Annotated in this window: 29 protein-coding genes; 13 read left to right on the top strand and 16 right to left on the bottom strand. The window is 65.7% G+C overall.

Annotated features, from left to right (window positions below; genetic code table 11):
* Positions 1 to 122 precede the first annotated feature (122 nt).
* On the top strand, positions 123 to 596 hold the full coding sequence (locus KFO72_RS09055) for an NUDIX hydrolase (RefSeq protein WP_224101070.1): 474 nt from the start codon (positions 123 to 125) through the stop codon (positions 594 to 596).
* A gap of 120 nt (positions 597 to 716) precedes the next feature.
* Here KFO72_RS09055 and KFO72_RS09050 read toward each other — a convergent pair whose 3' ends face one another.
* Together KFO72_RS09050 and KFO72_RS09045 are read right to left on the bottom strand one after the other, a co-directional pair.
* Entirely contained in the window at positions 717 to 1,025 is a 309-nt protein-coding gene (locus KFO72_RS09050; protein WP_054934861.1) for a superinfection immunity protein, read from the bottom strand.
* 56 nt (positions 1,026 to 1,081) lie between these two features.
* Positions 1,082 to 1,357, bottom strand: a complete 276-nt coding sequence (locus KFO72_RS09045) for a hypothetical protein (RefSeq protein WP_225031920.1) — start codon at positions 1,355 to 1,357, stop codon at positions 1,082 to 1,084.
* Between the two features lie 276 nt (positions 1,358 to 1,633).
* On the opposite strand from KFO72_RS09045, the gene KFO72_RS09040 reads away from it, so the two are divergent.
* On the top strand, positions 1,634 to 2,575 hold the full coding sequence (locus tag KFO72_RS09040; protein WP_060606610.1) for a TIGR03571 family LLM class oxidoreductase: 942 nt from the start codon (positions 1,634 to 1,636) through the stop codon (positions 2,573 to 2,575).
* A 28-nt stretch (positions 2,576 to 2,603) separates the two neighbouring features.
* Here the strand turns inward: KFO72_RS09040 and xth are convergent, their stop codons facing one another.
* Both xth and KFO72_RS09030 read right to left on the bottom strand, forming a co-directional pair.
* The gene (xth, locus tag KFO72_RS09035) at positions 2,604 to 3,512 is read right to left on the bottom strand and encodes an exodeoxyribonuclease III (protein ID WP_225031919.1); all 909 of its coding nucleotides are present in this window, start codon (positions 3,510 to 3,512) and stop codon (positions 2,604 to 2,606) included.
* A 61-nt stretch (positions 3,513 to 3,573) separates the two neighbouring features.
* Positions 3,574 to 3,966, bottom strand: coding sequence for a DUF3597 domain-containing protein (locus KFO72_RS09030; protein ID WP_054934865.1), 393 nt, complete (start codon positions 3,964 to 3,966; stop codon positions 3,574 to 3,576).
* 417 nt (positions 3,967 to 4,383) lie between these two features.
* Between KFO72_RS09030 and KFO72_RS09025 the strand changes: the two genes are divergently transcribed.
* From KFO72_RS09025 to KFO72_RS09015, 3 genes are read left to right on the top strand one after another with little or no spacing between them, the layout of a single operon-like run.
* A complete protein-coding gene (locus tag KFO72_RS09025; protein WP_060606604.1) occupies positions 4,384 to 4,968 on the top strand; it encodes a DUF2760 domain-containing protein in 585 nt (194 codons plus the stop codon).
* Positions 4,965 to 6,824, top strand: coding sequence for an Hsp70 family protein (locus tag KFO72_RS09020; RefSeq protein WP_107203521.1), 1,860 nt, complete (start codon positions 4,965 to 4,967; stop codon positions 6,822 to 6,824). The genes KFO72_RS09025 and KFO72_RS09020 overlap by 4 nt, the downstream gene beginning before the upstream one ends.
* A 14-nt stretch (positions 6,825 to 6,838) precedes the next feature.
* Complete coding sequence (locus tag KFO72_RS09015) at positions 6,839 to 9,652, top strand: Hsp70 family protein (RefSeq protein WP_225031918.1); 2,814 nt, start codon at positions 6,839 to 6,841, stop codon at positions 9,650 to 9,652.
* Positions 9,653 to 9,657: 5 nt separating this feature from the next.
* Here the strand turns inward: KFO72_RS09015 and KFO72_RS09010 are convergent, their stop codons facing one another.
* The 3 genes from KFO72_RS09010 to KFO72_RS09000 form a co-directional block, all read right to left on the bottom strand.
* Complete coding sequence (locus KFO72_RS09010) at positions 9,658 to 10,188, bottom strand: universal stress protein (protein WP_054934868.1); 531 nt, start codon at positions 10,186 to 10,188, stop codon at positions 9,658 to 9,660.
* 204 nt (positions 10,189 to 10,392) lie between these two features.
* On the bottom strand, positions 10,393 to 10,983 hold the full coding sequence (locus KFO72_RS09005; RefSeq protein ID WP_225031930.1) for a YSC84-related protein: 591 nt from the start codon (positions 10,981 to 10,983) through the stop codon (positions 10,393 to 10,395).
* A 154-nt stretch (positions 10,984 to 11,137) separates the two neighbouring features.
* Positions 11,138 to 11,833, bottom strand: coding sequence for a glutathione S-transferase C-terminal domain-containing protein (locus KFO72_RS09000; RefSeq protein WP_225031917.1), 696 nt, complete (start codon positions 11,831 to 11,833; stop codon positions 11,138 to 11,140).
* Positions 11,834 to 12,040: 207 nt separating this feature from the next.
* Here KFO72_RS09000 and KFO72_RS08995 point away from each other — a divergent pair, with 207 nt between their 5' ends.
* A complete protein-coding gene (locus tag KFO72_RS08995; RefSeq protein WP_225031916.1) occupies positions 12,041 to 12,991 on the top strand; it encodes a PTS sugar transporter subunit IIA in 951 nt (316 codons plus the stop codon).
* A 34-nt stretch (positions 12,992 to 13,025) separates the two neighbouring features.
* Here the strand turns inward: KFO72_RS08995 and KFO72_RS08990 are convergent, their stop codons facing one another.
* Complete coding sequence (locus KFO72_RS08990) at positions 13,026 to 13,619, bottom strand: SLATT domain-containing protein (RefSeq protein WP_225031915.1); 594 nt, start codon at positions 13,617 to 13,619, stop codon at positions 13,026 to 13,028.
* 112 nt (positions 13,620 to 13,731) lie between these two features.
* Here KFO72_RS08990 and KFO72_RS08985 point away from each other — a divergent pair, with 112 nt between their 5' ends.
* The 4 genes from KFO72_RS08985 (at position 13,732) to KFO72_RS08970 (ending at position 16,786) form a co-directional block, all read left to right on the top strand.
* Positions 13,732 to 14,052, top strand: coding sequence for an HNH endonuclease (locus KFO72_RS08985; protein WP_054934873.1), 321 nt, complete (start codon positions 13,732 to 13,734; stop codon positions 14,050 to 14,052).
* 59 nt (positions 14,053 to 14,111) lie between these two features.
* The gene (locus KFO72_RS08980) at positions 14,112 to 14,342 is read left to right on the top strand and encodes an FmdB family zinc ribbon protein (RefSeq protein ID WP_035988631.1); all 231 of its coding nucleotides are present in this window, start codon (positions 14,112 to 14,114) and stop codon (positions 14,340 to 14,342) included.
* A gap of 143 nt (positions 14,343 to 14,485) precedes the next feature.
* Positions 14,486 to 15,427, top strand: a complete 942-nt coding sequence (gene gcvA / locus KFO72_RS08975; protein WP_225031914.1) for a transcriptional regulator GcvA — start codon at positions 14,486 to 14,488, stop codon at positions 15,425 to 15,427.
* Between the two features lie 105 nt (positions 15,428 to 15,532).
* Positions 15,533 to 16,786 (top strand): MFS transporter, encoded by a 1,254-nt coding sequence (locus tag KFO72_RS08970; protein ID WP_225031913.1) that lies wholly within the window; start codon positions 15,533 to 15,535, stop codon positions 16,784 to 16,786.
* Positions 16,787 to 16,879: 93 nt separating this feature from the next.
* Here the strand turns inward: KFO72_RS08970 and KFO72_RS08965 are convergent, their stop codons facing one another.
* The 6 genes from KFO72_RS08965 to KFO72_RS08940 form a co-directional block, all read right to left on the bottom strand.
* Positions 16,880 to 17,872, bottom strand: a complete 993-nt coding sequence (locus tag KFO72_RS08965; RefSeq protein ID WP_225031912.1) for an alpha/beta hydrolase — start codon at positions 17,870 to 17,872, stop codon at positions 16,880 to 16,882.
* Between the two features lie 9 nt (positions 17,873 to 17,881).
* Positions 17,882 to 18,160, bottom strand: coding sequence for a hypothetical protein (locus tag KFO72_RS08960; RefSeq protein WP_062916577.1), 279 nt, complete (start codon positions 18,158 to 18,160; stop codon positions 17,882 to 17,884).
* Between the two features lie 94 nt (positions 18,161 to 18,254).
* Positions 18,255 to 18,929, bottom strand: coding sequence for a response regulator transcription factor (locus KFO72_RS08955; RefSeq protein WP_035987902.1), 675 nt, complete (start codon positions 18,927 to 18,929; stop codon positions 18,255 to 18,257).
* A gap of 346 nt (positions 18,930 to 19,275) precedes the next feature.
* Positions 19,276 to 20,604: an ATP-binding protein gene (locus KFO72_RS08950; protein ID WP_225031911.1), complete on the bottom strand. Its 1,329-nt coding sequence runs from the start codon at positions 20,602 to 20,604 to the stop codon at positions 19,276 to 19,278.
* A gap of 251 nt (positions 20,605 to 20,855) precedes the next feature.
* On the bottom strand, positions 20,856 to 21,164 hold the full coding sequence (locus KFO72_RS08945) for a DUF4148 domain-containing protein (protein ID WP_054934878.1): 309 nt from the start codon (positions 21,162 to 21,164) through the stop codon (positions 20,856 to 20,858).
* Positions 21,165 to 21,272: 108 nt separating this feature from the next.
* Positions 21,273 to 21,551, bottom strand: coding sequence for a hypothetical protein (locus KFO72_RS08940; RefSeq protein WP_225031910.1), 279 nt, complete (start codon positions 21,549 to 21,551; stop codon positions 21,273 to 21,275).
* A gap of 322 nt (positions 21,552 to 21,873) precedes the next feature.
* On the opposite strand from KFO72_RS08940, the gene KFO72_RS08935 reads away from it, so the two are divergent.
* The 3 genes from KFO72_RS08935 to KFO72_RS08925 all read left to right on the top strand — a co-directional run bounded on the left by KFO72_RS08935 (position 21,874) and on the right by KFO72_RS08925 (position 23,765).
* The gene (locus KFO72_RS08935) at positions 21,874 to 22,059 is read left to right on the top strand and encodes a DUF3563 family protein (RefSeq protein ID WP_054934914.1); all 186 of its coding nucleotides are present in this window, start codon (positions 21,874 to 21,876) and stop codon (positions 22,057 to 22,059) included.
* A 42-nt stretch (positions 22,060 to 22,101) separates the two neighbouring features.
* Positions 22,102 to 22,557, top strand: coding sequence for a TerB family tellurite resistance protein (locus KFO72_RS08930; RefSeq protein ID WP_107203533.1), 456 nt, complete (start codon positions 22,102 to 22,104; stop codon positions 22,555 to 22,557).
* Positions 22,558 to 22,814: 257 nt separating this feature from the next.
* Positions 22,815 to 23,765 carry a TauD/TfdA dioxygenase family protein gene (locus KFO72_RS08925; RefSeq protein ID WP_225031909.1) on the top strand — a complete coding sequence of 317 codons (951 nt, stop codon included), beginning with the start codon at positions 22,815 to 22,817 and terminating at the stop codon, positions 23,763 to 23,765.
* A gap of 28 nt (positions 23,766 to 23,793) precedes the next feature.
* On the opposite strand, the gene KFO72_RS08920 is transcribed toward KFO72_RS08925, so the two are convergent.
* Complete coding sequence (locus KFO72_RS08920) at positions 23,794 to 24,906, bottom strand: J domain-containing protein (protein ID WP_225031908.1); 1,113 nt, start codon at positions 24,904 to 24,906, stop codon at positions 23,794 to 23,796.
* Between the two features lie 169 nt (positions 24,907 to 25,075).
* Positions 25,076 to 26,074 (bottom strand): hypothetical protein, encoded by a 999-nt coding sequence (locus tag KFO72_RS08915; protein WP_224101078.1) that lies wholly within the window; start codon positions 26,072 to 26,074, stop codon positions 25,076 to 25,078.
* Positions 26,075 to 26,201 lie beyond the last annotated feature (127 nt).

The raw sequence follows: 26,201 nt of genomic DNA, 5'->3' as shown, positions 1-26,201 counted from the left end.
TGTCACGTCTCATACTCAACATCGGCGGACACTATGGGCGCATGGCGGCTGAGAGCGCCATCGCATCGCGCGGCATGGGGCGTGCTGACGCTGCTTTCGCGTCCCTACATGGAAGAGACACTGTGAAGCAACGTGCGACTGTCGTGTGCCGGATGGGCACGCGCATTCTGCTGGTCGGCAAGGCCAACTCGCGCTGGTCGCTGCCAGGCGGCAAAACCGACGCCGGCGAGAGCTTCGAAGCCGCCGCCGTGCGCGAACTGATGGAAGAAACTCGCCTTCAGGCGACGGGCATGCAATATCTGTTCGAGTTCGCGGGCGCGCGCACCTGTCATCACGTGTTCGCCGCGCATGTCGACGAGCGTCAAACCCCCGTGCCCAGCAACGAGATCATGCGCTGCACGTGGGCCAAGGTCACCGATATTTCCGATCTGGACACGAGCGTTTCGACGCGCGGCATCGTCGACGTGCTCGCGTTGAACCGGAACTACGATCCGCGCGTACGGAGCCGCTATCAGCGCGCCGATGCGTTCGTGCAGAATCTGCGCGAGGCGTTGCAGGATGCGCGGCTGCGAGGATGGACACCGGCGCTGTGGTAGTCCCGTTTCAAATGCGTCTTTCTTGATTTATTTCGACATCCATATCAACTGGATGCAGGCCTATCAAAACAAAACCGCCAGCCTTATCCAGACCGGCGGTTTCATCGATTCAACCTCTTCTTACACGGATAGCGTCGACTGATGGCGCGCTGCGCGTGCCCGGCGCGAGCGCGCTACGATCTTCGCGATCGTCACGCGGCCCAACGATCGACGTGTGTTCGATGCGAGATTCGCGAGCCGCCTGTCGCTCACGCGATGACGCGCCCACACGAACGCCGCAATCCAGCCAATCACGGTCCAGCCGAACAGCACGTTGAAGATTGTCAGCGCGAATGCATCTTCACGTTCGCGCGCATCGGCGACGATGGCGGGCAGAAAATACGCGACGACTGCCGCCAGCAACACCACGCCTTCGAAGAATGCTCTCATGGGATCACCTCCTGCTTCTTTTGGGCGCGGCGAGCATTGCCCGCCGCGCGCAGCGATCAATGACCCTTGAACACGTTGACGTCGTTAGCGGCTTGCGCCGGCTGACGGCTACCCGATTCCGACAATGCGCCCGTCACGCCGCCAACAGCCTCGTTCGCCGCAACCTGGTTGCGTTCGGCGGCGAAAGTCTGCGCGCTGACGCCACGTTGCGAAGCGGGCGCGCCAACGGACGGACGATAAAACGGCGCCGGACCATAACCCGATGCAAAAGCGGGAGCGGCGACAGCGGCGGACACGGCGACCAGCAAGGCTGCGATAAGGCGGGTTTTCATGACGTAACTCCAGAGAATATTGAATCAGGGAGGCGTCGCAACCGGAAGGATCTGGCGCGGCGTCGATTGAGAGTGAGTTTAGTCGAGCTCTATCGAATTTCTATGCTCATAGATTGAAATCACAGTTCCCAAATTCCAAACAATGGGACGGCAGGCACGGGCGTGCGTCCTTGTCCATTGCCCGGTGGGATTTGCGGCGCGATGCTAGGATCGGCTTCCATTGAATCGCCGCCATCGCGGGCATCCTGCCGACTGCGGCAAAGCAGGCAACCGTCGATGAGCGCCGCCAAATCCACAATCGATCACCGGGTATTTTCCGCAGGCCGTCTGTCGCTCGGACTGACGCTGCCCTTGTTGCGCGCGGGCGAGATCGTCGCGGACTTTCGCGAGCAGATCGGATTGGCGGCGCTGGCCGACATGCTCGGTTTTCGCGCGCTCTGGGTGCGCGACGTGCCGTTGAACAGCGCCGACTATCCCGATCCCGTCGGGCATCTCGATCCGTGGGTGCTGCTCGGCGCGCTCGCCTCGCATACCACGCAAATCGCGCTCGCGAGCGGCGCGATCGTGCTGACCTTGCGCCATCCGCTGCATATCGCGAAGGGCGCGGGATCCGTGCAGACGCTCTCGAATGGCCGCTTCATACTCGGCCTCGGCTCAGGCGACAGGCCGCCTGAGTACGCCGCGTTCGGGCGCGATGCCGAAGCACGGCGCGAACTGTATCGAACGCACTGGGACACGGTCGCGGCTGCACTCGGCGACGCGCCGCGTGTGATACCCGATCTGCGGCCGGAAAATGCACCCGACTTCATGCTGCTGCCCGAGCCGCCGTTGCCCGTGCCGATGCTCGCGGTCGGCTCGGGCGGACAGAGCGTCGACTGGATCGCGCGGCATTCGATCGGCTGGATGACCTATCACCGCGAGCCCGAGACGCAGCGCGCACGGCACAGCATGTGGCGCGCGGCCGTCGATCGTCTGCCTGCGCCTGCGTTTCGCGCGTTCGGCGTCGCGATGCGGCTCGATCTGAGCGACAACCCGCACGAGCCGGCAACGCCATTGTCGTTGGGATATCGCGCGGGACGGCATGCGTTGCTGGCTGTGCTGGACGACATGCGCGAGAACGGCACGCATCATGTGACGCTGAATCTGGGTTCAGACCGGCCAGTGCGGGATGTGATGGAGGAGTTGGCAGCCGACGTCCTGCCGAAGTTCCACGCGTGACGCCTTTGTCGATTCGGGCAGCGTGAGATTATTTTCCGGTCTTCCTTGACGCGGCTGCGGTTGCCGTTCGGGCCGCGCTTCGTCTGGCAGCAGTTTTCTTCACTGCCGTTTTCTTCACTGCAGTTTTCTTCACTGCAGTTTTCTTCACATTGACCGCGCGCGCATCGAGATCCAGCACAACCCACGTAGGAGCATGATCGCTAGCATGCGGCTCCCCTCTCACCCAGCGGTCGACGCCCGCGTCGCGCATCATCGCGGCGACCTGCCCGTTCAACAGCAGATGATCGATGCGCAAGCCTGAATTGCGCTGCCAGTGCTGCCGGAAGTAATCCCAGAACGTGAAGACCTGTTCATCGGGAAAGCGCACGCGCAACGCGTCTGTCCACCCCTGCTTCAGCAGCCGTGCATAACACTCGCGGCTTTCCGGTTGCAGCAGCGCGTCCTTGAGCCACGAGCGCGGGTTATAGATATCGAAGTCAGTCGGCACGACGTTGTAGTCGCCTGCCAGCACGACGGGATGACCGGAATCGAGCAACTTCTTCGCGTAGGCGATCAGCCGCTCGAACCACGCGAGCTTGTAGTCGAACTTCGGCCCCGGCTGCGGATTGCCATTGGGCAGATACAGACAGCCGATCAGCAGGCCTTCGACAGCGGCCTCGATATAGCGGCTATGCGTATCGTCGGGATCGCCGGGCAGACCACGACGCGTTTCGACAGGCTGGGCATCTTTCGCGAGAATCGCAACGCCGTTCCACGACGTCTGTCCATGCCAGATCGCACCGTAGCCGGCGCGATTGATCTCGGCCTCGGGGAAGCCCGCGTCGGGCGCCTTCAACTCCTGAAGGCACACGACATCGGGCGCTTCCCGTTCCAGCCATGCAAGCAATGCCGGCAAACGCGAGCGAATGCCGTTGATGTTGAACGTGGCGAGCTTCATGATCCCGCGCCGCCGCAAGTCGCGTGCCTGCGAAGCCACGCGACACGCCCGCGCGAACCGCTCAGTTCTTCAGATCGTCCGGCACCTTGCCGCCGTTGTCGGCGAGCTTGATCATCACCTGTTTGTGCAGCCAGATATTCATCGATGCGGAATCGTTCATGTCGCCGCTGTAGTCCAGTTCCTCCGCGAGCTGCTTGCGCGCGCCGAGACTGCTATCGAGCCCCAGCAGCTTCATCAGATCGACGATCGATGTGCGCCAGTTCAACTTCTCAGAATTCTGTTCGGCGAGCGCCGTGAGGATCGCTTCGACATCGACAGGCTCCGCCGGCGCGGCAGCGGGAGCCGACGCGGGCGCGGCATCTGCGGCTGGCGCCGCGTCCGGCGTCGAGGCAGGCTGGACGGCCGGATGGCTCGACGGGAAAATCTTGCTGAGGATCGTGCTGAAAATGCTCATGGCTTGCCTCCGGGAAACGGTTGAACGCAATAGCGCGCACGGGCCGAGCGGCCGTGAAGACCCGCCGAGTCCTCGCACCACACGAAACGCTGGCGAACATAGCCAACGAACGCACGTCCAGGCCGCATTGCACGTACCCGGACGCTCCCATCCTCGCCGCAAAAAATGACAGGACGATGCCGCTTATTCTTACGCGAGGACGTAAAATCCGGCCGCCAAACTTGCGCAGGAATCAGACTTGGAACCGGCGACGGCTCACAACAAGGCAAAATACGGGTTTTGACGCGGACATATCGAGCGATATCGAGCGCGCGTCCGCCCGTTAGCGGCGGCCGCCACCGTCCGCCCCGAATTCCACGCCGCCGCGCGACAGCCGCGCGGCGCGACCGTATCCCAAAGAATCAGGAGCGATCTTTCATGACCGAACCGAACGTTTCGTTGCTGGGCAGGCTGTCGCTTGCCTTCGGAACATTTTTCAGCATTCTCGGCGATCGCGATTTCGCCGCCAGCGTGCTGCGCCTGCGCAGCGGCGCGGTGCCCACGCCGGCACCGGCCGCAGCGCCCGTAGCAGCCCCGGCGCCCGCCCCGGCACCGGCGCCGGCGCCCGTCGTCATCAAGGAAGCCACGCCCGAGGCCGCGCTCCAGTTGCTCGGCCTGCTCCAGCGCGATGCACGCTTCATCGATTTCGTCGAGGAAGACATCGCGAAGTATTCGGATGCCGACATCGGCGCGGCCGCGCGCCTCGTCCACGACGGCTGCCGCGCGACGCTGCGGGAGCACTTCACGATTCAACCGGTGCGCGACGAAGCCGAAGGCAGCCGCGTGACGATCAACGAAGGCTTCGACGCGACGGCCATCCGCCTGACGGGCAATGTGGTCGGCAAGGCGCCGTTCACGGGCAGCATCAGCCATCGCGGCTGGCGCGTCGCCGACGTGCGTCTGCCGAAGCTCACGCAAAGCCACGACGCCGCCGTGCTCGCCCCTGCCGAGGTGGAACTATGAGCGAGCCGCGCTATTCGATCGGTATCGATCTGGGCACCACGCACTGCGCGCTGTCGTACGTCGATCTCGCCGCCAGCGACGGCGAAAAGACCGAGCAGCAGGTGCTGCCCGTCACCCAGCTGACCGCGCCCGGCGCGATCGAAGACCTCGATCTGCTGCCGTCGTTTCTGTATCTGCCGCATGAAAGCGAGCTGACGCCCGGCGATCTCGCCTTGCCGTGGACGGGCGAGCGCAGCTTCGCCGTCGGCGAAATGGCGCGCAGCCGGGGCGCAGGCACGCCGATCCGGCTGGTGTCGAGCGCCAAAAGCTGGCTGTGCCATCCCGGCGTCGACCGCCGAGCGGCCATCCTGCCCAGCGACGCACCGCCTGAAGTCACGCGCGTGTCGCCGCTCGAAAGCTCGGTGCGCTATCTGACGCATCTGCGCGAGGCCTGGAACCACGCGCATCCCGATGCGCCGTTCGACCAGCAGGAAATCACGGTGACGATTCCCGCATCGTTCGATCCCGCCGCGCGCGAACTGACGGCGGAAGCCGCCAGCGCAGCAGGCTACGGCCAGATGACGCTGCTCGAAGAGCCACAGGCCGCGCTCTACAGCTGGATCCAGAAGAGCACGGGCGGATGGCGCAAGCAGGTCAAGGTGGGCGACATCATTCTGGTGGTCGACGTCGGCGGCGGCACGACCGACCTGTCGCTGATCGCCGTGATCGAGCGCGAAGGCAATCTCGAACTGCATCGCGTCGCGGTCGGCGATCACATCCTGCTCGGCGGCGACAACATGGACCTCGCGCTCGCCCACGTGGTCGCGCGCAAGCTGGCGTCGCAAGGCACGCAGGCCGATCCGTGGCAACTGCGCGCCCTCACCTACGCATGCCGTGGCGCGAAGGAAACATTGCTGTCCGATCCGTCGACGGATGCCGTGCCGCTCGTCGTGCCGAGCCGCGGCTCGAAGCTGATCGGCGGCTCGATCCGCACCGAGCTCACGCGCGACGAACTCACGCAGACGATCCTCGAAGGCTTCTTCCCGCAAGTCGAGTCGTCGGCCCGGCCGATGACCCGCACGCGCGCCGGCCTCACGCAGCTCGGTTTGCCGTACGCGCAGGACGCGGGCATCACCCGTCATCTCGCGGCGTTTCTCGGCCGCCAGGTCGCGGCGCTCGCCGAACTGCAGGGCACGCAGGCGCCCGGTCAGTTGCCGCTCGAAGCCAGCGCGACGTTCCTGCATCCAACGGCCGTGCTGTTCAACGGCGGCGTGTTCAAGTCGCCGCTGCTGGTCGAGCGGATCATGACGACGCTCAACGGCTGGCTCGCGGCCGACAACGCCGCGCCCGCGCGCCTGCTCGAAGGCGCGGACCTCGATCTCGCCGTCGCGCGCGGCGCGGCGTACTACGGCTACGTGAAGCGCGGCCGCGGCGTGCGCATTCGCGGCGGCACGGCGCGGGCGTACTACGTCGCCATCGAATCGGCGATGCCCGCCGTGCCCGGCATGGAGCCGCCCATTTCCGCGCTGTGCGTCGCGCCGTTCGGGATGGAAGAAGGCACCGATGCGCCGCTGCCGGAACAGGAGTTCGGCCTCGTGGTCGGCGAGCCGGTGCATTTCCGCTTCTTCGGTTCGTCGGTGCGGCGTCTCGATCAGGTCGGCACGATGCTCGATTACTGGTCGCCGGATGAATTGCAGGAACTCGAGGAGATCGAGGCGTCGCTGCCCGCCGAAGGCCGCACCGTCGGCGAAGTCGTGCCCGTCAAGCTGCACGCGCGCGTGACGGAAGCGGGCACGCTCGAACTCGAAGCGATTCCGCGCGGCACGAACGAGCGCTGGAAAGTCGAGTTCGACGTGCGCGGCGGCGCGCAGGCCTGAGCGTCAAGGCTTCGATGAAGCAAAAGCAGAAGCAGTCAGCCGCGCGCTTCACGGTCGGCATCGACCTCGGCACAAGCAATACCGTCGTCGCGTACGTGGAAACAGGTTCCGATGACATCCGCGTGTTCGAGGTCGATCAGCTCGTCGCGCCCGGCGAAGTGGCGGCGCGGCCCCTGTTGCCGTCGGTGCGCTATCACCCGGCTGCGGGCGAGCTGAATCCGGGCGATCTGCAACTGCCTTGGCCGCAGGCCGATTCGCAAGCCGATGACGCGCCACGGCCCGTCATCGGCCAGCTTGCGCGCGCGCTCGGCGCGCAGGTGCCGGGGCGCTTCGTCACCAGCGCGAAGAGCTGGCTGTCCCACGCGTCGGTGGACCGGCTCGCGCCGATCCTGCCGTGGGGCGCGCCCGACGACGTCGCGAAAGTCTCGCCCGTCGCCGCCAGCGCGAGCTACCTCGCACACGTGCGCGCCGCCTGGAACACGCACTTTCCCGACGCGCCGCTCGAACAGCAGAACGTCGTGCTGACGGTGCCCGCATCGTTCGACGAAGGCGCGCGGGCGTTGACGCTCGAAGCCGCGCGTCTCGCGAAGCTGCCCGCGCTGCGGCTGCTCGAAGAGCCGCAGGCCGCGTTCTACGACTGGCTGTTTCATCATCGGGTCGATCTTCGGGATGCGTTGAACGACACGAAGCTCGTGTTGATCTGCGACGTCGGCGGCGGCACGACCGATCTCACGCTCATCAAGGTTCACATCGACGCGAGCGGCGAGCCGCAGTTGACGCGCATCGGCGTCGGCAATCATTTGATGCTCGGCGGCGACAACATGGACCTCGCGCTCGCGCGGCTGGCCGAAACACGTCTTACACAGTCGCAGGACGGTCAGGCGCGGCTGTCGGCGGCGAGTCTGTCGCAACTGGTCGAGCGCTGCCGCGTCGCAAAAGAGCAATTGCTCGATGCGAACGCGCCCGAGTCGGTGGCGATCACGCTGCTCGGCTCGGGCTCGCGCCTGATCGGCGGCGCGCGCACCACGCATCTGACGCGCGACGAGATCGCGCGCATCGTGGTCGACGGATTCTTTCCGCAAGTGTCGGCCGACGACATGCCGCGCCGCTCGCGCGCCGCCATCGTCGAGTTCGGCCTGCCGTATGCCAGCGACGCCGCCGTCACGCGGCACGTCGCGGCGTTTCTGAAGCGGCTCGCCGCGCAATCGCGCGAGGCGCTCGGCCCGGCTGTCGAGAACCCGGACGACACGCTGCCCGTCCCCGACACACTGCTGCTGAACGGCGGCGTATTCCGCGCGCACGCGCTGACGCGAAGACTCGCCGACACGCTCGGCAGCTGGCGCGGCAAACCGCTGCATGTATTGCAGAACGATCATCCCGACGTCGCCGTCGCGCGCGGCGCGGTCGCCTATGGGCTCGCGCGCGCGGGCAACGCGCCGCGCATCGGCGGCGGCTCGGCGCGCAGCTATTTCCTCGTGCTCGAAGGCGATCAGGGCATCTGCCTGTTGCCGCGCGGCACGGAAGAAGCGCACGAAGTGCATCTCGACGACCGCGTGTTCGCGCTGCGGCTCGGGCAGCCAGTGCGTTTTCATCTGATGTCGACAGTTGCCGATACGCGCTTCACGCCCGGCGAACTCACCGATCTGTCGCAAGGCGATTTCATCCGGCTGCCGCCCATCGCGACCGTCGTGCAACGCCAGCAGACATCCGATGCCGACGAGCGGCCCGTGAAGCTCACCACGTCGATCACCGAAGTCGGCACGCTCGAAGTGAACTGCATCGCCACCGACGACCCGTCGCAACGCTGGCTGCTGCAGTTCGAACTGCGGCGCGACGAGGCGTCTGCGACGCCCCATGAAGGCGGCGAAAGCGCACGCCACGCGTCGCTCGGTCAGGCGATCGAGCTGATCGAGCGCGCGTTCGGCGCGCGTTCGTCGAATGTCGGGCCCAGCGAGGTCAAACGTCTGCGCGCGCAGCTCGAACACACGCTCGGCCCGCGCGAAAACTGGGACGTAGCGCTCTTGCGCGAACTGTTCGGTGCATTGTGGGAGCGCGCCAAGCGCCGGCGCCGCTCGGCGGATCATGAGCGGCTGTGGCTCAATCTCGCGGGCTATTGCCTGCGGCCAGGCTTCGGTTATCCGCTCGACGAATGGCGCGTCGAGCAGCTGTGGTCGATTTTCGACGACGGCATCCAGTACATCCACGAAAGCCAGGTGTGGTCCGAATGGTGGACGCTATGGCGTCGCGCGGCAGGCGGCCTGAGCGAGGATGCGCAGTTGCAACTGCTCGACGCAATGGAGTTCCTGCAGGCCGCGAGCATCAAAAAACAGAAGCTGCCGTTCGATCCCGCCAAGGTCGGCTATGCGGACATGATTCGCGTGCAGGCTTCGCTGGAGCGCATTTCGGTGGAGCGCAAGATCGCGCTCGCGCAGCAATTGCTCGAACGGTTGCGCAAGCCTTCGGAGAATCATCCGACGTGGTGGGCCATCGGGCGGATTGGCGCGCGCCTGCCGTTCTACGGCAGCGCGCATGGCGTCGTGCCGCCCGAGGTCGCGCTGAACTGGCTCGAAGCCGTGCTTGCGCTGGACTGGAAGAAGGTCGAACCCGCGGCGTTCGCTGCCGTGCAGCTGTCGCGCATGACGGGCGACCGTTCGCGCGACCTGCCCGACGCCGCGCGCGAAACGGTCATACGGCGGCTCGAAACGCTCGGCGCGGCGCCCACGTGGATCCAGATGGTCCGCGAGACCGTCGCGCTCGATGAAGCCGACACCGGCCGCGTATTCGGCGAATCGTTGCCGGCGGGGCTGAAGCTGATCGGCGGCGCGTAGCCCGCTCAAAGCGTTTGCGCGCGAGCGGATCCGCTCGCCCTGGCCTGCTGACGGCGATGTGCCTGGTCGTCCGCGGGCCCGTCGCGGCGCGTATCGGCTGTTGCCGAGACCAGCACCGCGCGACGCGTGCAGCGCGCGATCACGTCGCTCATCCGCTCTTCCCAGAAGCGCCATTTCGAGCCATGCCCCGCGCCGACCACGATCATGTCCGCGTCGAGTTCATCGGCGAACCGTGCGATTCTGCGGCCCACGCTGCCGCCTTCGAGCGGCACCGTGACGGACTGCGTATGAATGTCCCATGCGTCGAGTTCGAACACTTCGTTGCAGCGGCGCTCGACCGTGCGCTCCAGTTCCTCGACCATCTGTATCGACTCGAGGCAACCGTGCTCGACACCCGCCATCGCCCACCACGGCATCGTATCGACGACATACACGGCCGTCAGCCGTGCGCCCGTGTGGCGGGCCTTGTCGATGGCGGACTTCAATACGCTGTTGTCCGGGTTCGTGCCGACCGCTACCAGAATGTGCCTGATCATTTCGTGTGCCTCCGTCGTTGCGTTACTCCATGCGATGCATGATGCGACGCGAGACTTAGCGATAAATGAGCGAGGCGGAGCACGCTGCGGCGACTGCGGAGCGCGATTTGAACTGAGGATTCAGACGGGGCGCGGACGGCGCGGAGCGCGCCATCCGTGGCATGCGATCAGACCAATACGAGAACGAATGCGAGACGGGTGCGCTCAGATAATAAGGCGGGAAATCTTCGAGCCTTCCAGCGATACGCCCGCCATCAGCCCCGCGTTCGTGAGCACGAACGCTTCGACGGGACTCATTGCCGTCGACGTATCGACATTGCCGTTCGCGCCGACGTTCACGAGCGCGACCGACGCATCGACGCCCGCCGACCACCCCTGGCTGCGCGTGAAGTTGTTGAGCGCATCATCCGTCATGAACAGCATGACGATCGCCTTCGACTGCGCGCCGATCTGCAAGCCGAACGACGCCGCCGCGATGCTGTAATAGCCCGACGTCTGCCCGCCGACGCGCAGCGCACCTTGCCCGTACTGCCCGCCGATCCAGAAGCCCGCCGAGATCACGGAAGGGAATGCGAGAATGCCGCGCGACTTGTCGGCGAGTTCGCGCGAGCCGCCGATGGTATTGAACAGACGCGTGAGTGTTCCGTCGACATCGGCATCGATCGACCGGCGCTTGCCCGCGTTCGCCTCGGGCGACGCATCCGACGACGGCCCCGTGGTCGTGCAGCCCGCAAGCGCCAGTCCGCCCGTCGCGAGCGCGGCCGTGGACATGGCGATGAATCGGCGGCGGTGCATTGTCATTGTTTCTCCCTTGCTTGATGCCGTTGTTGATACCGTGGTTGATCCCGGTAGCGGGTGTGCGTCGATCGTTCTGTCTCGATCCTTTGACGAACGTCAATCCTATCCGATGACAGCCAATGCCACGTTCGAGTTCCTTACGGCCCGCATTTCAAGCCCTGGCGATACGCGCATGCACCGCGCGGCAATGGCGCACCAGTTCGGGCCGCGACAGCACATACGCCTTGAGCGGCGTGTCGATCTCATAGAAGTAAATATTCGCGACGAAGCCGTAGATCGCCGCGTCGATGGTCGCCGGTTCGGGGCCGAACACGAAGCCGCTATCGCCGAGCAGATCGGCCACCACCCGCAAATCGCCGATGCCCCGCGCGTACACCTGATCCGGCTCGTAACGGCCGATGCCCTGATAGTGATAGCGCTGCCTGTTGTACTCGCGCGCCGCATCGAGGTCGCTCGCGGCGACGTCGGCGTGCTCGCGCAGCACGGCGTCACGAAACGCCGGCCAATAACGATCGTCACGCCAGCGCGAATAGCTCATCGGCCAGTAGAGATCGTCAAGTGTACGGCGCACGAGAAAGTCGAGATTCGTCTGCCCTTGCGACAGCCCGCTGTCGATGCGCGGATCGTACTTGTCCTTCAGATACGCGATGATCGCGTCGCTGTCGCCGATCGTCTCGCCGTCGTCCGACAGATACGGCAACTGGCCGCGCGGCGCGCGCGCTGTATCGAGAATATGCCGGTGCTCGAAATCGAGCCCGCACAGCCACATGAACGCGTAGACCTTCAGGCCGAACGCGTTGTTGTCGGCGACGCCGAACAGATCGGGATACGAATACAGCGTCAGCATGAATGGAGTCTCCGGGGCCGGTGAAGTGCGTGACTATCGCGTTCTGCGGGCACTCTTCATGCCCGCAGCGGTGTGCCACTGGCACGTCTTTAACACCATTGCGCGCCGCGATGCGTGCGACACCCCACATTCGGGCGCCCCGTTTTTTTATTCGGTTTTAATGCGAATCGCGCTACGCTAGATTCGTTGTCAGTCTGGAGAAAGGGCATGACGAAGACCCGAGCCATTCTGCGCGCCATTTTCGGCGTTCACCCTCGTCACGACGATATTGCGCGGCGCCGCGCTTCCGGTCGCAGCGTGATGATGCGCGTGACGCTCGACGCGCAACACGTGACACCGCTGCGCCGCGCGTTGACGCGCGACTGTGCGGGCCAGCCATGGACCATCCGCATCGCGACGCTGCCGCATACCGAGCGCGTGCAGCTCTCGCTATATCTGCCGAAAGACGCGGTCAACGGCGCGATCCAGCAGGTGACGCGCATTGCGCCTGCCGCGCAGTTCGGTCATCTGTTCGAGATTCCCGACACGCCGACGGACGGCTGGCGCGACCTGCTGCGCGCAACCTCATGGGCGCAGGCAGCGAGCGCGTTGCGCCCCGCGAAGCCGCCTGTCAAAACCGGCGACGACGACGTCGAGACGCTCGACCGCCTGCTGAGCGCCGGCAACGTGCTGCTCGACGCGGCCGCCGTGGATCGCGCGGCGCTGTTCGCGCAACTCGGCGCGTTTTGCGAAACGCACTATGGCGTGCCCGCCGGCCAGGTGATCGAAGGACTGAACACGCGTGAAGCGCTCGGCTCGACGGGGCTTGGACAAGGCGTCGCCGTGCCGCATAGTCAGATCGCGGGCTTGCTGACGGCCGTCGTGCTGTACGTGCGTCCGCGCATGCCGCTCGATTTCGACGCGCCGGACGCGAAGCCGGTGCGCGACGTGATCGCGCTGCTCGTGCCCGAAGGCGCGAACACGATGCATCTGAACCTGCTCGCGGACGTCGCGCAGCGCTTTTGCGACCAGCATTTTCGCGAGCGCCTGCACGCGTGCGCCAGCGCGACTGAAGTGTGCCGGCTGTTCAGCAGCGCCGCCGAGCCTGCGGACGTCCCTTCACTGATGCCGCATCCCGCCGCGCGTGGCGATGCGTCCAGCGCGCGGCTGCGGGCGTGACGCCCGCGTCGCCTGTGTTGGGCACCTTGCCCCTTCATTCCCAGCCGGCTTCTTCGCGGTCTTGCAACGCCGCAACCCGCAAGGTTTCCTGCGTACGCCGGAACACGCGCGGCGGCACGCTCGGCGAGTCCTCCGCGAGCCGGTCGAGGATATCGCGCACTTCACTCACATAGCGGCCGTCGCGGGCACCGGGGTCGCCCGCGTAGATTGCTTCCAGCCTGCGCCGCACCGCACCATAACGCGCCCCCGCCGAGCGGTGCTGCTCGGCACGCTCCGCATAGCGCAGAAACGTCTGCAACGCCGCCGACACGGCCGCCGCGATGCTCACCAGGCCGACGACGAGCCGCACCCAGGGCGAATCCGCCGACGCCACCAGCGACAGAAACACCGTCGTCCCGACCACGGCCGACACGGCCGTCACGCCGATGCCGAACATGCGGTTGCGCGCGGCAAGCAGATCGGCCATGTCGTAGTGGCTCTTCTGCGACTCGCGCGCGCGGCGAATCCACTTCAGCAGCAGCTCGTCCTCGTTGACGGGCGGCCGGTACCCGGCGCCCCCGCTCGAAGCTGGATCGGGACGCGAGCCCACACGGGGGCCCGGCTCCGCATGCGTATCGACCGTCGTCATGCACTTGCCTTCCTTCGACGAAGAGAGGCCAGCATAGCATCGCCGCTTGCGCGCGCGGCGACAGGTGCGTGCCGCGAAAGTTGGTAGGATGATGGGATTCGCAGGGGCATCGATGGCAAAGCGTGAAGTGGAGTCCTGGTATCGGCCGCCGGTGGAAGAAGCGTGTCCGTTGTGCGGCCGCGCGATTCCAGCCGATCAGCGCGACGAGCATCATCTGGTTCCAAAGACCGAAGGCGGCCGCGAAACGGTCGCGCTGCACCGGATCTGCCATCGGCAGTTGCATGCGCTCTTTTCGGAGCGCGAACTGGCGACCTCTTATGCATCCGTCGATCGCCTGCTCGAAAACGAACAAGTCAGAGCTTTCGTGAACTGGGTACGCACGAAGCCCGATGGGTTTCACGAACGGACGCGCAGCAGCCGGCGCAAGCGCTGAAACATATCGTGCACATCGGGCGCGTGGTGCCTGTGGTGTCGATAACAACGGAACAAGTCATGCCTGTCTACGACTACGAGTGCGCCGAATGCGGCACCTTTGAAGCAGTACGGCGCATCGCCGAACGCGACGAACCGGCCGGTTGTCCGCGCTGCGGCACGTCGGCGGAACGCGTGCGGGTGGGCGCGCCGGCGTTGCTAGGCAGCGCCTCGGGCGGCTCGTCGGGCGGCGCATCCGAAGGCGAAGGCGGATATGGCATGCGGCATCGCGGCTGCTCGTGCTGCCCATGAGCGGGTGCGAACGGCGCGGCATGCCCTCGCGTAACGCTCGCGGCGCCCGGCACGCCGCCTGTCTCTAGCCACGCCATGCTGGCTGCGCCGACTGCCTCGCGCGACATCCCTTCCCTTCACCCACGACGCCCAAAGGTTGCGCCATGCCGCTTCGCCTGCCCCCGCTGAACTCGCTGCGTTTCTTCGAGGCGGCGGCGCGGCACGGCAGCTTCAAGCTCGCCGCCGCCGAACTGAACGTGACGCCGAGCGCCGTGAGCCACGGCATCGTCGCGCTCGAAGAAGCGCTCGGGGTCGCGCTGTTCGCGCGCGAGCCGCGCAAGCTGTCGCTGACGCCCGCGGGCGAACAATATTTCCCATACATCGCCGAGGCGTTTTCGCTGATCGCGCTCGGCACGCAGCGGCTGCCTGACAACCGCACGCACCGCACGGTGACGGTGAGCTGCGCGCCGACGCTCGCGATGCGCTGGCTCGTCCCGCGCCTGTTCGAGTTTCGTGCGCAGTGGCCGAACATCGACGTTTCCGTCGATACTTCGCGCCGCCAGGTAGGCTTTCCCGTCGACGGTTTCGACTTCGGCATCCGCCTGAGCCGCGGGCCGGTGCCGGGCAGCGACTGGAGCCGGCTGTTCGGCGAGCGCCTCGTGCCCGTCTGCAGTCCCGCGTATCGCGACACGTTGCGCGACGCACAAGGCAACATCGACTTGCGCCGCGCGACCCTGATTCATGTCGACACCGCGAGCGAAGACTGGCAGGCATGGCTGGACGGTGCGGGGGTCCGCGATATCGACGCGGCGGGCGGCGTGCGTTTCGACACGATCCAGCTGGCGCTCGAAGCGGCCGCGACGGGCGTGGGCGTCGCGATCGGCAGACGGCCGCTGGTGAACCGCGAGCTGGACGCGGGCACGCTCGTCGAAGCCAGCACGCCGACCGTCGATGCAAAGACGGCATACTGGCTGGTCAGCGCGGAAGGCACGGACGAGCGGCCTGATCTGCAGGCATTCAAGCGCTGGCTGCTTCACGAAGCGCGCACGTTCGATGACGCCGGTTCAACGGGCGAATCCACGCATTTCACGACGGCAACCCGCTAGCGCCCCACTCGCCGCGCGAGTGAATTTTCTTCATCTGTCGCCGAAAACTTTTCGTTTGTCGCGTCTGCTGGCTGCTGCGACGATGCCGCCAGGAGGAAACGAAACATGTCAACGGCCAAACCCGCTTACGCAGTTCCCCTTAAAAACCCGACGTTTTATGTGATCGTCGCCGCCGCGCTGATCATCAGCGCGGCCATGGGCATCCGGCAGACCTTCGGCCTGTTCATCGGGCCGTTTTCGTACGATCGCGGCCTGCCCGTCACGCTCGTGGCCTTTGCAATCGCGCTGCACAATCTCGTGTGGGGCTTCGCGCAGCCGTTCGCGGGTGCCGCCGCGGACCGCTACGGCGCCGCGCCCGTCGTCGCGTTCGGCGCCACCACCTTCGCTGCGGGCCTTGCGCTCGCGGCCGGTTCGCCGTCCGCCGTCGCGCTGATTGCGGGGCTTGGGCTGCTGGTCGGCATCGGAGTCAGCTGCACGACGTTCGGCGTCGTGCTGACGGCCGTCGGGCGCGCCGCGACGCCGGAGCAGCGCAGCATGGCGATGGGCATCGCGAGCGCGGGCGGCTCGCTGGGACAGGTGCTGATGGTGCCGTTCGCGCAACTGCTGCGCGAAACGTCGGGCATATCGACGTCGCTCTATGCGCTCGCCTTCCTGATGCTGGTCGCCGCGCCCTTCGGCATGCTGCTCGACCGCCGCAAGGACGTCGGCGCGACGCACGTGGCCGCGTCGCCCGCAACGGCCACGGTCGCGCCGCTGCGCGAGACGCTCGCGCACGCCATGCGCCATCGCGGCTACCGGCTGCTGACGCTCGGCTTCTTCACCTGCGGCTTCCAGCTCGCGTTCATCGCCACCCATCTGCCCGGCTATCTGAGCTTGTGCCACATGCCGATGGGACTCGGCGCCACCGCACTCGCGCTGATCGGCCTGTTCAACATGGCGGGAAGCTGGGCATGCGGCTGGCTTGGCGGGCGCTTCCGTCAGCAGCATGTGCTCGGCTGGCTGTATCTGATTCGCGGCGCGACGATTGCCGCGTTCTTCCTGCTGCCGAAGTCAACGGTTTCCGTCGTGCTGTTCGCCGCCGTGATGGGCCTGACGTGGCTCGGCACCGTGCCGCTCACCAGCGGCCTGATCGCCAAGGTGTTCGGCACGCGGCATCTCGGCACACTGTTCGGCGTCGTGTTTCTCAGTCACCAGTTGGGTTCGTTCCTCGGCGCGTGGCTCGGCGGCTACGTGTTCGACGCGACGGGCTCGTACACGCTGATCTGGGCCGCGACGGCATTGGCGGGACTGTTCGCCGCGCTGCTGCATTTCCCTATTGACGACACCGTCCACGCACCCGTCGAAGCGGCGCGCGCCTGACTTTCCCGGAGGCTTTTCCAGAGGCCAGTGTTCAGTATTGGCCATTGACGCGGACGGCTCGCGCCGTCCGCTTTTTTCTCTGCGCTCCCGCTCTCATGCCATGGCGGCGGCGGTTGCAGCCTCGCGCTTGCGCGTCGCATAGCAGCGCCTGACGAACATCGCCGCCTGCCGCAGCGCCTGATTCGCCTCGGGCAGAAATGGCGCGAAACACGGCAGCGCGTGCGGCATCGCATGCCATTGGGCGACCTGCACCGTCACGCCCACGCGATTGAGGCGCGCCGCGAGCGCGAGCGCATCCTCGTACATCGCTTCCGCGTCGCTGATCTGCAGATGGATGGGCGGCAGATCGTGCAAATCGCCGCGCGCAGGCGACACATACGGGTCCCACGCGCTCGCGTCGCCGATGTACATCTGCGCGGCGCGTTGCATCGCGATACGCGTCGTCGGTCCGGCGCCGCGCGCGGCGCGCCATGTCGTGGTCAGATCGGCCCACGGCGAAAACAGCACGGCGCCCGCCGGCAAGGCGTCGCCCGCATCGCGCAGCGCAACCAGCAACGCGAGCGCCAGCCCGCCGCCCGCCGAGTCGCCCGCGACGACGATCGAATTCGCCGCGATGCCGCGCGCGATCAGGGTGCGGTACGCGTGCAGCGCATCATTTAGCGCGGCGGGAAACGGATGCTCGGGCGCGAGCCGGTAATCGGGCGCGAACACGGGCGCGCCGCTATGCGCGGCGAGCGCCGTGGTCACCGCGCGATGGGTCGCCGACGATCCAAAGTAATAGCCGCCGCCATGCAGGTATAGAATCGCGTTCGCGATCGGTCCGGGCCGGCTGGACGGTAACGTCCACAGCCCGTCGAGACCGCCGTCGCGCACCCTGCGCGAACGCGGATTGAAAAGCGCCGCTAGCCCCGCGCCCGGCAACGACAGCCAGTGCGAGCGCACGCGCAGCCGCGCGACATCGGGCGCCACGCAGCGCGCACGAGCGCACCGCCCGGCGAACAGCGGCATGGCCATGAGAACGGCACGCGCCTGCCAGCTCGCGGCCATGCGATCCGTGAGACCGTCGATAGCCGGATGGTTCGACATGGCCAAGCCTCAGCGTTGCGTCGAACCAAAACCGTCGCCCCAGCCGGCGCAACGCGGATAACGCACGCGTACGCCGATACGGCACCGCGCAGGCTGCATCCGGTACACGCGCGCGGCATAGACGGGCGCGCGCAGGTCCGCGCCTGCGGCGCTGCATGGCGGCATGCAGTCGATATGCACGGCGATCCGCGTGCGGGTGCTGGGGTCGTACCTATCGAATGTGGCCGGCGTGTCGTTGAACGCATCGTTGCGCCCGCCCGCTGCCGTGACTTCTGGAATGCCTTTCATCGCTCTCTCCTCGCCGCGCGTTTCAGCGTGATTGCTGTGCGGTCGAGAAGATTGTGTCGATGCAGAGTGAGGGAAGAATGAGGATGCGCAGCCTTCAGGTTTTCGGCGCTTCGCCGAGCATGACGGTCCAGCCGAGCCCGCGCACATTGCGAATCACCGACTGCCCGAACTTCTTGCGCACGGAGTGAATGAGCACGTCGACGGCATTGCTCTCGACTTCCTTGCCCCAGCCGTACAGCTTGTCCTCCAGCTGGTCGCGCGACAGGATCGTGCCGGGCCGTTCGAGAAACGCGAGCATCAGCGCGAACTCGCGCGCCGACAATACCGACGACACCCCATTGCAGCACAGCGTGCGCTTGTCGAGATCGAGGTTCAGCGCGTCGTCGCCGAGACGCGACGACGCATAGCCCGCCTTGCGCCGCAACACGGCACGCATGCGCGCCATCAGCTCGGGGACGTCGAAGGGTTTGAGGACGTAATCGTCGGCGCCGACGTCGAGGCCCTGCACGCGCGCGTCGAGGTCGTCGCGCGCCGTCAGGATCAGCACGGGCACGGTGTTGCCCGCCGCGCGGGCCGACCTCAGCAATTCGATGCCGCCCATGCCCGGCAAGCCGAGATCGAGCAGGACGACGGTATATTCGGCGGCAGCGATGGCGGCGCTGCCCGCATTGCCGTCGCGCACCCAGTCGACGCTGTAGTCAGCGTCCTGCAGCGCGCGCATCAGACTTTGGCCGATCTGCAGATCGTCTTCAACCAGTAGCACTCGCATGATGTCGTGTCCACAGCAACGAAGCGTTGTCGTTGGCCGCAGCGCAAGGACCCGTCAGCCGCGCGGCGCGCGGCGCATCGCGCGCGGGCGGCGGTTTGCGATTCCGGACCGTGGCTGCCGGTGCGCCCCACTCCCGCGCACCCGCCAGATCGCATGATAACCGAGCCCGCACAGGCTAACCCGTCCGGTGTCGACAGCAAAAAAAAAGCCGACTGCATACGCAGTCGGCCGAAGGATTCTGGCGTGCACCGATCGCCGTGCCAGAACCAGAGGGGCCTGCTCCAACAGTTCCCATCTTAGGCACGAAGAATTAGCAAAGAATGAGCGGCGCGGCTGATGACACCGCTTACGGCACCGAGGGAAAACCGATCGACGCGACGATCCCCGATTGCCCGTCCGCACGATTGCGCAGGCTCGCTGCGCCGCCGTACCGGTTCACGATGGCCTGCACGATCGACAAACCGAGCCCGCTGCCCTCGATCTGCGCATTGGCGCGGAAAAACCGGTCGAACACGCGCGGCAGCAGCGCCTCGTCGATGCCCGGCCCGTTATCGACCACTTCGATCCACACCATCCCGTCGCGCACCTGGATGCTCAGATCGACCTTGCCGCCATCCGGCGTGTAGCGGATCGCGTTGCTCACCAGGTTGCGCAGCGCGATGCCGATATCGGCGTCGTTGGCGTGCACGAAAGCGCTCGTCATCTCGTCGGCGCCGATGTCGATGCCGCGCTGCATCGCGATCGGCAGGACTTCGGCCACGGCGTCGACGACCACCTCCGACACGTCGACGCGCGTCAGCGTGTCCGCCTTCATCGGCGCATCGGCGCGCGCGAGCCGCAACAACTGCGCGATCATCCGGCCGCTGCGCCGGATCCCGCTTTGCAGTTCGCGGAAGCGCTCCTGGTTGCCGGGCGCGATATGCGGCTGCAGATTGTCCGCCTGCAACTGCAACGCGGTGAGCGGCGTGCGCAGTTCATGCGCCGCGTCGGCAATGAACTTCCGCTCGCTCTCGATGGACTGTTCGAGGCGCCCGATCATGGTGTTGATCGACAGGATGAACGGGCGTATCTCCGTCGGCACGCCCGAGGTCGACAACTGCTCGAAATGCGCCATGTCGATGGCCTGTACCTGTCTGCCGAGCCGCGTCAGGCGCCTCAGTGCGCGCCGCACGACGAGCAGCACGGCGAGCCACACCAGCGGCACGAGCACGATCATCGGCCACAGCGTGTTCAGCGAGCGCGCTTCGGCAAGCTCCTGGCGCACGCGCGAGCGCTGTGCGACCTGGACGACCATCGACGGCTCGCGCAATGTATAAATGCGCCAGTTCTCGCCGTTCACCATCGCGTTCGAGAAGCCCGGCTCCGCGTCGCGCGGCAACGCAAGCGACGGGTCGGTCGAGCGGTAAGGCGTATCGATGCCTTCCTTCCAGACCGTGAGATAGACGTCGCGCTCCGGCTGCGAACCGCGAGCGGGCGTGGTGGGCAGCGCATCGGCGAGGCCGCTGTGATAAAGGCGCGTAGCCACCTGTTCGAGTCGCAGATCGAGCAGCGCGCTCATGCCGGCTTTGGCAAGCTGCCATGAACTGATGCCCTGCACCACGCCGACGATGCTCACCAGCACACAGAGGGCGAGCACGAGTTGATTTCTGAGGGAGCGGATCTTGGGCATGGACATGGTCTGATGCGTGCCGTCCGGTGAGAGTTGTGCAAACGGGATTGAACGCCGGGGCTGACGTGCCGCTTCGGCGCCGATAGCGGCGTACCCGTTCGGCGAGCCTTCCGGCGAGCCTTTCGGCGAGCCGATTCTACACCGCACAGCGCACGCTTCTGGTTGCAAAGACAATGATGCGGGCGCGCAGAATTCTCTGCGCGCCCGCGGGTTCATATCGGCTTGACCGGCTGCTTCGGCGGTGCCTGAGCGGCCGTTCAATGACCGACGTAAATCGACTTCATCCCGACATCGTACTGAGGATGAAACGCCGCTCCGCTTTGCGATGTGCCGTCCGCGACGCCGCCATATCCGTCCCCGTGCTGTGCGTCGAGACGCGCCTGCGCAGCTTCGAGGTTCGCTGGGTAGTGCGCCTTGTCGCCACTCGGGTTGTAGCCAGCGCTTTCCAGCTGCGCGAGTTGCGCCTCGACTTCGGCACGCGAAACGGGTGCCGTCGTTTGCGCAAACGAGGCGATGGGCAGCGCGAGCAACACAGCGACTGCAGCCGTCTGAATGAGCGTTTTCATGATGTTTCCCTCCGGGTGATTGGCTCGATGAGCCTTGCGATGAAGTGGATCGTAGCGATCGAAAATTAGAAATAAATGAGCGCCCGTCATGGCACGCTCGCCGTTTGCCTAACGCCAGTAGCCGTAGCCGTAATAGCCGCGATAGGCATAGTGCGGATGCCCCCAGTAACCGACCACCACGGGCGGCGCGTACACCGGCGCAGGCGGCGCGTAATACGCGGGCGGCGGCGCATACACGGGCAGCGGCGCGACGGAGACGACGGGCATGACAGGAACGACAGGCGCAACGGGTCCAATCCCGACGCCGACGAACACGTGTGCCTGCGCGGCGCTCACCAGTCCCAGGCCGAGCAATGCGGCGACTGCAATGTGGCGAATCCCTTTCATGTTGTTCTCCTCGACGTTCGATGCCGTGTCAGTGATGCATCGGATGGTTCGCATTCTGCGCGCCGACAGTGAGCAAAGAATTAGCCTTTGAATCAGGCTCGAAACGGGTTATGGCACACCGTGACATAACGTTTCAGCGCATGTCCGGCGCACTCATTTCCGGCTAACTCACCCCGCCTACGATGCATTCCGTCGATGCAGCGTCATGGTCGAAACCGACGAAACGGCAAGCAGCACAAAGCCCGCGCATCGCCGTCACGCAGCCGTGCGGAGCCCCATTTCGCCGGCGCGTTTCCTTATCGCACTACTGAAGGAGCACATCATGTTCAACCAGCTCGCACACCGTCTCGGCATGCTGTTCACGTCCTCGCGCGACAGCGAACGCGAAGCGTGGCTCGCGTCGTCGACCGATCTCGCCGATCTCGAACGCCGCCAGCGCATGCTCGACGACAGCAGCTATCCGTTTCACGTGCACTCGAACCTCGCGCCGCGCGACTGGATTGCGTGATGCGCCGCGCCGTCAATCGAATCGAAGCAAAGGAGAGATGAAATGCGTCACTATCGAAGCGACAGTCCCGAAGCAGCGGCCCGCATCGTGGCCGCCTGCCTGCTGTCGGACGGACACGTCGGCGCCGACGAGCTCGAAGCGCTGGAGCGTTGCGGGATGGAAGCACGGCTGAAGATGAACCGCGGACAACTGCTCAGCGTCATGCAGCAGATGTGCGAGGACCTGACGTCGACGGCCTACCTGAACTGGGGCGACACCTGCCGCCTCGACCCTGCCGTGATTTTCTGTCTCGCGCAGGACATCAAGGACTGGCGCATACGCCGCGAAGTCATCGCGCTATGCAACGAAGGCGCGCACGCGGATGGACACCTGTCCGAAGGTGAAGCGGCGTTCATTCAACTGTTGCGCGCGGCGTGGCAAATACCCGAAGCCTGCGACATGCACGACACGCGGAGCTTGCGCCGCAAACTGAAGCTCGTTCCCGTCCAGCCGGGCTGAGCTGCCGCGACTTTGCTCTTAGACCACCGTGCTTTCCCGCCGACGCGTCCTGTGCCGAGGCGGGAAAGCTGCGCGCGCATGGGTTCGACGGATGGCATGGGACCCGTCCCTGTTCCCTCGGGCAAGCGTGCCGCTCGCATAGCACGAATCAACCTATCGATAGCGCAATCCGCCTGCACACCTTCGCACGAAATGTCAGTTCTCTTTGCGCGAGCGCGCTGCTTGAATGGACGTTCCCACTTACACGGAGACGTCAGATGTCGAATACGCAAGCGGGTTTCGCCCCATCGAACGCAGGCGCGATTGCCACACACGCTGCGCACGAAACGCTCGATCTACGCCGCGTCGCCGGCCGCATCGGCGCCGAGATTCGAGGCGTCAGACTGTCCGGCTCGATCGACGCGCAGACCTTCGATGCGATCCACGCCGCGCTGCTGAAGCACAAGGTGCTGTTCTTTCGCGGCCAGCAGCATCTCGACGACACGGAGCAGGAAGCGTTCGCGCGGCGCTTCGGCGAGACCGTCGCGCATCCGACCGTGCCGTCCGTCGACGGCAGCCGCCATCTGCTCGAACTCGATTCGCAGCATGGCGCGCGCGCGAACTCATGGCATACGGACGTCACCTTCGTCGATGCGTATCCGAAGATCTCGATCCTGCGCGCCGTCGTGATTCCGCTGTACGGCGGCGACACGGTCTGGGCCAACACGGCGGCCGCTTACGAGAACCTGCCCGAGCCGCTGCGGCGGCTTGCCGACACGCTCTGGGCGCTGCACACGAACGCCTACGACTACGCCTCGTCGCACGTGAACGCCGACACCGAGCAGCTCAAGCGCTACCGCGAAGTGTTCACGTCGACCGTCTACGAGACCGAGCATCCCGTGGTACGCGTGCATCCGGAAACGGGCGAGCGCTCACTGGTGCTAGGCCATTTCGTGCAGCGCCTGAAGGGACTGTCGGCGGGCGACTCGACGCATCTGCTGCAGACTTTCCACGATCACGTCACGCGGCTCGAGAACACGGTGCGCTGGAACTGGACGCAAGGGGACGTGGCAATCTGGGACAACCGCGCGACGCAGCACTACGCGATCAACGATTATGGCGACGCGCATCGCGTCGTGCGGCGCGCGACCGTGCACGGCGATGTGCCCGTCAGCATCGACGGGCGGCAGAGCGTGGTGCTGCGGGGTGCGGGCGCGACACTGCAATGAGCGGCGCGCTGCCGGCAGACAGCAATGACTAAAAGTCGCCGCGGCCGATCGTGGTCGGCTTCACGGTGCTGCCCGGCAACGCGTAGAGCGTGATGCTCACGTTGGTCGCGTCGACGCTGTTGCCGACGGCCTGTTCGCTGAGTTCGAAACCTTGCGACTTGTACAGGCCGCCGTCGTCGAGATTCTGATAGCGGACGTCGTACGCGCCCGGCGCGACGCCGATCAGCGTGAAAGTCTTTCCGGCCGGAACGAAGAAATGGCGAACCGGCTGGTCGAATACCGACGCGTTGTAGACGAGCTTGCCGAACACGTCGAAGCGGTTGACGGAGTTGTCGACCGTCACCGACGAATGCCCGCCCGCCGCGCCCACTGGCATGCCATCGAGATAGGACGGCTTTGACGGCCATGGCACGCCGTTCGGCGCGAGCGTTGGCCTCACGAACAGCGCATGCGAGACTGACGGATCGCTGCTCGCGACGGCCCCGTCGCCGGACCACGGCGATGTCGCCGCCTGTGCCGACGACATCGCTGCAAGCCCGCGCCGCTTGCCATCCGGGGACGTGGCGTCATCCGGCCCGGCATGACTGCGCGTACCGTAGGGCGAGCCGTACGAAGTCGTGTTGCGGGTGAACGGCCATGGCGTCGTCGATTCCGAAATCGCGACATAGCCGAAGAATGCGCAGACGCCGATGACCGTCCAGCTTCGCAGCGAAATCTTGCGCAGCGAAAAACCGGACGCCGCGCGCGGCTTTCGCTTCGCGGCGCGCGGATCGATATGAGCCTGCGACGTCCATGTGCTGGAACGCGGCGGAACTTCGCGCCGGCTCTGCGCGGCGGCCGACTGCCAGTTCGTCCGCTGCGACGCGGGCGCCGGCTGACGCGGCGAGCGTTGCGGCGCAGCCGCTGCGGCCGCTTCGCGTTCCTTGCGCGCGAGCCATTCGTCGTGCTCCTTGCGTTGCATGGGGTCGCTCAGAACCGCATAAGACGCGTTGATGATCTTCATCACCCGCTCGGCATCGGGATCGTCGATCCGCCGGTCAGGATGATATTTCTGACTCAAGGTCTTGTAGGCCGCGCGGATCACCTCTTGAGGGGCGTCCCGCGAGACTTTCAGATTGTCGTAGTGGCTGTGAATCTTCACGCCCTTCCCCGATTTGCCGTGCTGGTCTTTTATGATGATTCTACGCGAGCGCCGACCTGCCGACCGCTCGCGAACGCGGCCGGAAGCCGGCTTTTCTATCGCCGTTGTGGGCCAGGCCGCATTTCGCGCAGCGCCCGGCCGTATTGCATTGCGGCATGCGCCGCGCCGTTCAGGCCGTTTTCTGATCCTGCAACCGGACGTCCGCCTCTGCCGTCGTTTCAGGGCGCTGTTGCTGTTCGTTCCAGATCTGGCTGTCCGGGAACCAGAATGCGCCTTCGCGCGGCGGCACGGCGAGTTTAACCGGAAGCGACAGATTGAACATTTTGGACCAGGCGGACAAATACGACGGGGTCTTAACCAGATAGCCGCAACTCGCGAGGAGCAGACTCGCGACCAGCGCCTCGCGTCCGATCGCCAGTCCCGGATGACCGCTGAAGTGCACGGGCGTGCTGCCCGTTGCGAGCAGTCGCGCGGGCGCGACGCTGACGGGCACGGGAAACGCCCATTTGACGAAGTAATCGATGAACGCCTGCTCGTCGCTCGACACGAAAATGTTGGTCAGTTGCGGCTCTTCGGCCAGCGTCTTCTCGACCAGACGGCAAAACGCCTCCCACGCGATGGTATGCGCTTCGGCCTTCTTGTCGGTGCCGCGAAAATGCACGCCGAGCGTCGACGCGCCGATGCCGAGGCGCTTGCGGATCGCGTCCACTTCGTCGCGGATCGGCGCAGCGGGCTGGTAGTACGAGCGGAACAGCGCGCTGGCGTGCCGCAGATCGAGCCTTGGCTCATAACGCCGGCGAAATCCGAGCCCGCCGAGATCGCGCACGACCGACGTACGCAACCGCACGCTCGACGACGGCAGCGGCGCCGCCCCAATGGTGTCGAAGTATTCTGAGAACCAGTCGACCTTGCCTTCGGCGTCGCCGTAAATTCCGCCGCGCGCGGAAATGAGCGGCGTGAGGCGCTTTTCCTCGCAATACATCAGGATGAACAGCACCATCTGCATCACTGAAAAGAAGCCGGAGTGCGCGCGAATCTCGATCGCAAAGTAGCCGCGGTTCAAACGCTGTTGCGCGTGCAACGTGATGCGGCCCGGTGTGCTGATCGAATGTTTGAAGCGTTCGCTGCGTCGGATGTGTCTCGCGATGTCGATCAACTTGTTCAACATGCCACGTCCCTCTCGTGCGCCGGGCAGCCCTTCCCGGCAAGCCGTCTGTGTTCGAAGAAATCAGGCACGTTGCGGCGCGGTGTGTGACGCAAGCGAGGCGTCCAGCATGCAGGCAGGTCCTGCCGCA

Source organism: Paraburkholderia sp. XV, from assembly GCF_020177535.1.
GTDB lineage: Bacteria > Pseudomonadota > Gammaproteobacteria > Burkholderiales > Burkholderiaceae > Paraburkholderia > Paraburkholderia caribensis.
Note: the sequence above shows the minus strand (reverse complement) of the source record. Positions and strands in the feature narration are given on the sequence as shown.

What these genes read in the sequence shown, in the direction of transcription:
- KFO72_RS09050 (WP_054934861.1), bottom strand. Translation starts at nt 1,025, where the DNA reads ATGAGAGCATTCTTCGAAGGCGTGGTGTTGCTGGCGGCAGTCGTCGCG.
- KFO72_RS09045 (WP_225031920.1), bottom strand. Translation starts at nt 1,357, where the DNA reads ATGAAAACCCGCCTTATCGCAGCCTTGCTGGTCGCCGTGTCCGCCGCT.
- KFO72_RS09040 (WP_060606610.1), top strand. Translation starts at nt 1,634, where the DNA reads ATGAGCGCCGCCAAATCCACAATCGATCACCGGGTATTTTCCGCAGGC.
- xth (WP_225031919.1), bottom strand. Translation starts at nt 3,512, where the DNA reads ATGAAGCTCGCCACGTTCAACATCAACGGCATTCGCTCGCGTTTGCCG.
- KFO72_RS09030 (WP_054934865.1), bottom strand. Translation starts at nt 3,966, where the DNA reads ATGAGCATTTTCAGCACGATCCTCAGCAAGATTTTCCCGTCGAGCCAT.
- KFO72_RS09025 (WP_060606604.1), top strand. Translation starts at nt 4,384, where the DNA reads ATGACCGAACCGAACGTTTCGTTGCTGGGCAGGCTGTCGCTTGCCTTC.
- KFO72_RS09020 (WP_107203521.1), top strand. Translation starts at nt 4,965, where the DNA reads ATGAGCGAGCCGCGCTATTCGATCGGTATCGATCTGGGCACCACGCAC.
- KFO72_RS09015 (WP_225031918.1), top strand. Translation starts at nt 6,839, where the DNA reads ATGAAGCAAAAGCAGAAGCAGTCAGCCGCGCGCTTCACGGTCGGCATC.
- KFO72_RS09010 (WP_054934868.1), bottom strand. Translation starts at nt 10,188, where the DNA reads ATGATCAGGCACATTCTGGTAGCGGTCGGCACGAACCCGGACAACAGC.
- KFO72_RS09005 (WP_225031930.1), bottom strand. Translation starts at nt 10,983, where the DNA reads ATGCACCGCCGCCGATTCATCGCCATGTCCACGGCCGCGCTCGCGACG.
- KFO72_RS09000 (WP_225031917.1), bottom strand. Translation starts at nt 11,833, where the DNA reads ATGCTGACGCTGTATTCGTATCCCGATCTGTTCGGCGTCGCCGACAAC.
- KFO72_RS08995 (WP_225031916.1), top strand. Translation starts at nt 12,041, where the DNA reads ATGACGAAGACCCGAGCCATTCTGCGCGCCATTTTCGGCGTTCACCCT.
- KFO72_RS08990 (WP_225031915.1), bottom strand. Translation starts at nt 13,619, where the DNA reads ATGACGACGGTCGATACGCATGCGGAGCCGGGCCCCCGTGTGGGCTCG.
- KFO72_RS08985 (WP_054934873.1), top strand. Translation starts at nt 13,732, where the DNA reads ATGGCAAAGCGTGAAGTGGAGTCCTGGTATCGGCCGCCGGTGGAAGAA.
- KFO72_RS08980 (WP_035988631.1), top strand. Translation starts at nt 14,112, where the DNA reads ATGCCTGTCTACGACTACGAGTGCGCCGAATGCGGCACCTTTGAAGCA.
- gcvA (WP_225031914.1), top strand. Translation starts at nt 14,486, where the DNA reads ATGCCGCTTCGCCTGCCCCCGCTGAACTCGCTGCGTTTCTTCGAGGCG.
- KFO72_RS08970 (WP_225031913.1), top strand. Translation starts at nt 15,533, where the DNA reads ATGTCAACGGCCAAACCCGCTTACGCAGTTCCCCTTAAAAACCCGACG.
- KFO72_RS08965 (WP_225031912.1), bottom strand. Translation starts at nt 17,872, where the DNA reads ATGTCGAACCATCCGGCTATCGACGGTCTCACGGATCGCATGGCCGCG.
- KFO72_RS08960 (WP_062916577.1), bottom strand. Translation starts at nt 18,160, where the DNA reads ATGAAAGGCATTCCAGAAGTCACGGCAGCGGGCGGGCGCAACGATGCG.
- KFO72_RS08955 (WP_035987902.1), bottom strand. Translation starts at nt 18,929, where the DNA reads ATGCGAGTGCTACTGGTTGAAGACGATCTGCAGATCGGCCAAAGTCTG.
- KFO72_RS08950 (WP_225031911.1), bottom strand. Translation starts at nt 20,604, where the DNA reads ATGTCCATGCCCAAGATCCGCTCCCTCAGAAATCAACTCGTGCTCGCC.
- KFO72_RS08945 (WP_054934878.1), bottom strand. Translation starts at nt 21,164, where the DNA reads ATGAAAACGCTCATTCAGACGGCTGCAGTCGCTGTGTTGCTCGCGCTG.
- KFO72_RS08940 (WP_225031910.1), bottom strand. Translation starts at nt 21,551, where the DNA reads ATGAAAGGGATTCGCCACATTGCAGTCGCCGCATTGCTCGGCCTGGGA.
- KFO72_RS08935 (WP_054934914.1), top strand. Translation starts at nt 21,874, where the DNA reads ATGTTCAACCAGCTCGCACACCGTCTCGGCATGCTGTTCACGTCCTCG.
- KFO72_RS08930 (WP_107203533.1), top strand. Translation starts at nt 22,102, where the DNA reads ATGCGTCACTATCGAAGCGACAGTCCCGAAGCAGCGGCCCGCATCGTG.
- KFO72_RS08925 (WP_225031909.1), top strand. Translation starts at nt 22,815, where the DNA reads ATGTCGAATACGCAAGCGGGTTTCGCCCCATCGAACGCAGGCGCGATT.
- KFO72_RS08915 (WP_224101078.1), bottom strand. Translation starts at nt 26,074, where the DNA reads ATGTTGAACAAGTTGATCGACATCGCGAGACACATCCGACGCAGCGAA.